The organism is Pedobacter sp. (assembly GCF_035566355.1).
GTDB lineage: Bacteria > Bacteroidota > Bacteroidia > Sphingobacteriales > Sphingobacteriaceae > Pedobacter.
On sequence record NZ_DATMRL010000579.1, the window covers coordinates 1 to 3,568 of the forward strand.

Sequence of the window (3,568 nt, forward strand, 5' to 3'; positions counted from 1 at the left end):
TATTGAAATATGAAGTTAAGGGGAAAGCGAATCTTGTTTCAGAAAATCTTACTTTTGCAACCTTCCGTTAAAACAGGTCCCGTAGTTCAATGCCTGCCTGCCGCAGGCAGGCATTGAATAGAAGTTTCTAATGGAATTGGAAATAAACTGTGAGAATGATTGTTGTGTATGCGATATGGAGTGAGGAGCATAGAAGAATATATGTCGGGATGACCAGGGATATTGAGAAAAGATTGAAAGAGCACAATTCCGGGGTAACCAGATCTATCAGATTGTTTCGACCATGGAAGATCATATTTACTGAAAATTGTAGTAATTGGGAATCGGGAAGGTTGAAAGAAAAGAATTATAAAAAAGGAATAGGCAAAGAGTTCTTAAAAAAATTGGTTCAGTTAATTAATGCCTATAGTTGGCAGAGATAGAATTTAAGTTGGTCCCGTAGTTCAATGCCTGCCTGCCGCAGGCAGGGATAGAATTTAAATTGGTCCCGTAGTTCAATGGATAGAATAGAAGTTTCCTAAACTTTTGATGCAGGTTCGATTCCTGCCGGGACTACTAATAAGGCCTTAATAAATTTTTCTGCTTTTTGTTAGAAGTTCATTTTCCTCAATACCATCAATGAATTCGGTATTTTAATCTGCAAAATATTTGCTCTTCAAATTTAGTTGGTAGTTGAAGATTATATCATAATTTGAAATGTTAGCAGCAGATTTATATGAAGTCCAAAATGACAGGCAATAAGACAGTAATAATAACAGGCGCTGGAGGGACGGGCTGCGGACGAACCATTGCAAAAAAATTTGCAAGCGAAGGGCTGCAAGTTGTCGTAGCGGACATCAATAAACAAGGTGGACATGAAACAGTTGAACAAATCAAAAAAATCGGTGGCACAGCATCATTTTTTCAAACGGACATCAGCAATGAAAACGATATAAAAAACCTCATTGACTTCACAGTTAAAACCTTTGGACACTTAGACGTTTTAATCAACAACGCCCAGACTTTCAAACCTGGCTTGCTCAACGACTGGCTTGAACAAATACAAACAGACTTTTTAGGCACAATGTTTTGTATAAAATATGCAATTGACGAAATGCTAAAAAGTGATGGCGGAGCAATTGTAAATATGTCGTCAATTTCTGCATTAAAATATATTTCTTCAAATTCTGTTGCTTATGACGCATCCAATTCCGCCATCTTAAGAATGACAACAGGACTTGTTAAGCTAAAAGAATTACACAATATCAGGGTAAACGCATTGGCATCTGACTGGATAGGCACTGAGGAAATTCTAAAATATATAGAGGCACTTACTCCTGAACAGAGAGTAGATAGAAAAGTGCCTGCAAAGCCAAATAAACCGGAAGACATTGCCAATGCTGTTTATCAATTTGCCACTGACGAAAAGTTATTTGGTAGGATAATGGTTTGCTGGTGCGGGAAACCACATAAATTAATTGCAACAGACGACTTTGCATATTCAAAACTTGATAACGCTTGGCAGGCTAAATAAAAAGCTGGTGCTAACAAGGTAATATTGCAGCACTTTGGTCCATGCTCGATGAATAAAGTGAATTCACCATAAATCACTCTTTTTGTCAAAACAGCATTGAACACGTGATTTTATCGAGCGGCATTTGCTTGACCCAATTGAAATCTTCTTTTGGGGTATACCTGGAATTATTGCAATTAAAAATACTGATAAGCATCAGAGGCTTGGCGACCTGTGGGCTAAGACAATTGTTATTGACATGAAAGACCCGGAGCAATATTATTTAAATGTCAAATCCAAGCGATCGTAGACATTTTAAAAGCTGCATAAAAATAGAAACCCATTTATTTAATTATGGCAGAATTTGTTTTAGGAAAATATATTTAATTAATTGATACCCAAGTTATAATAATGTTAGATCAGTAAGATCTGACACAAGAAAGTTCGAACCGCGGCTACACAGGTCAACTTATAAAGGATATCGGTTAGCTATTTATTTATTGTATTATTGATATATTGATTTGGCAATAATTTCTCTAGATATAAAGTGTCATTATCGCTTGCACTTATGAAAATATGTTTTAATTGTTTATAGCCCGGTCTATAAAAATAAAGAATTAGGTCGGGCCTTCTACCAATGGCTTCTTTAACAGTCTCAATCTTAAACTTAAAATCAATTGTGACAAAGAATATAAGAATTGCCAGTTTGCATTACCATTTGCAGAACAGCGAAACTTAAATTTGAAGTTATTATAAAGAGAATTTTAATTCCCCCTAATTCCAGTACATTTTAACGACACATAATCGAAAAACTTCATTTAGTTAAAAGGAAGGATTTTATTATCTTCAGAGTCTATTTAATTTATTGATTTTCAAATCAAAGCATGCAGAGAAGTGTGCAAAAAAATGAACAAACTAGTTGCCGATATGGAGAATGCGAAAATGGAATGGGTACACAACAAAAATATCTCCTAATGAAACCAGAAAGACCATCAGCAGCCACTTGAACCATGGAGTACCGGCGGACATTTTACACTGCCGTAACTGCAAAATACGCAGCAATCACCCGCAAGAGGTTTTAAAATTGTCTTACATTCTTCACAAGTGTAGAAATATTGACAGGCATCTGTTGGCATTGTTTCTTCTTTCTGATGCCCGCAAGCGGGGCAGGTAATAACTGAATTTAATACTATCGTATCAGTCATAAATATTTTATTTGTTGCAACAATCTTTTTTTATACCTGGTGTTGAGCAGGCAGCATCTTTTTTGCATTGTTTTTCATAATTCTTCTGGTAGAGTTCCATTACTTTTTCGGCCCTCTCTTTCCCAATGTATTTTTCAGCAATGCCATACATTGCTAGTCTGAATTTATTTTGGTCATCTTCATTTAACTGTTCATTAGTTCTAATCTTAACCAATTCTAGTTTAAAATACGATTCAACATCGTTTTTTATTTTTTCTGCTTCGGCTTTTGTAATTAAATTATCTTTTAGAGCAAATTTTACTGAGGATTCTGCTATGGTTGCGGCTTCTTCCTGGCTTAGCATATCGACATCTGCACCACGATACCAAAGATTTGTATTTCGAAATATTCTCATATAATATGCAGCATCGTTCTCATTTATAATTGTAAAGCTGATACTATTCTTTTTAAATATAGGTTTGGCAACAGTTTCTGTATGCACTTTATCTTTCCAGACTATGGCTATGACAGTCCCCTGACGGTTAAGCCACGCTTCTTTGATGGCAGGATTTTTTTCCAGTTCAAGCAAAACAGGTTTTGAACGGCTACCACAACCAATATCAGGAGCAGCATTACAAACCAGTGGAGTTTTGTAAAATGTAATTGCCGGTACAATCGTTTTGGTCGTATTGTCAATCACAAAACCTGACACCACACATAGTGATATAGTTAATGCACTTAGCGCAGCAATCCTTTTCATGCTTTTAATTTTTAAGTGGTTGGTTAATTGCTGTATAACCTGTTGTATTTATAGTATTAGCTATATTTTTTATTGTTGCTGTTCCCATCAGTTTACCCTTGTTCATACTGCCTGAGTTTTAAAATTTTGCTG

4 protein-coding genes and 1 tRNA gene are annotated in these 3,568 nt (G+C 35.6%); 3 read left to right on the plus strand and 2 right to left on the minus strand.

Annotated features, from left to right (window positions below):
- Positions 1-155: 155 nt before the first annotated feature.
- The 3 genes from VNZ46_RS22735 to VNZ46_RS22745 all read left to right on the plus strand — a co-directional run bounded on the left by VNZ46_RS22735 (position 156) and on the right by VNZ46_RS22745 (position 1,513).
- Positions 156-422, plus strand: coding sequence for a GIY-YIG nuclease family protein (locus VNZ46_RS22735; protein ID WP_325562901.1), 267 nt, complete (start codon positions 156-158; stop codon positions 420-422).
- Positions 423-483: 61 nt separating this feature from the next.
- Positions 484-555 (plus strand) — tRNA-Arg (locus tag VNZ46_RS22740).
- A gap of 160 nt (positions 556-715) precedes the next feature.
- Complete coding sequence (locus VNZ46_RS22745; protein WP_325562895.1) at positions 716-1,513, plus strand: SDR family NAD(P)-dependent oxidoreductase; 798 nt, start codon at positions 716-718, stop codon at positions 1,511-1,513.
- A 971-nt stretch (positions 1,514-2,484) separates the two neighbouring features.
- On the opposite strand, the gene VNZ46_RS22750 is transcribed toward VNZ46_RS22745, so the two are convergent.
- A complete protein-coding gene (locus VNZ46_RS22750) occupies positions 2,485-2,697 on the minus strand; it encodes a GDCCVxC domain-containing (seleno)protein (protein ID WP_325562897.1) in 213 nt (70 codons plus the stop codon).
- Between the two features lie 7 nt (positions 2,698-2,704).
- Positions 2,705-3,436: a hypothetical protein gene (locus VNZ46_RS22755; protein WP_325562899.1), complete on the minus strand. Its 732-nt coding sequence runs from the start codon at positions 3,434-3,436 to the stop codon at positions 2,705-2,707.
- Between the last annotated feature and the right edge of the window lie 132 nt (positions 3,437-3,568).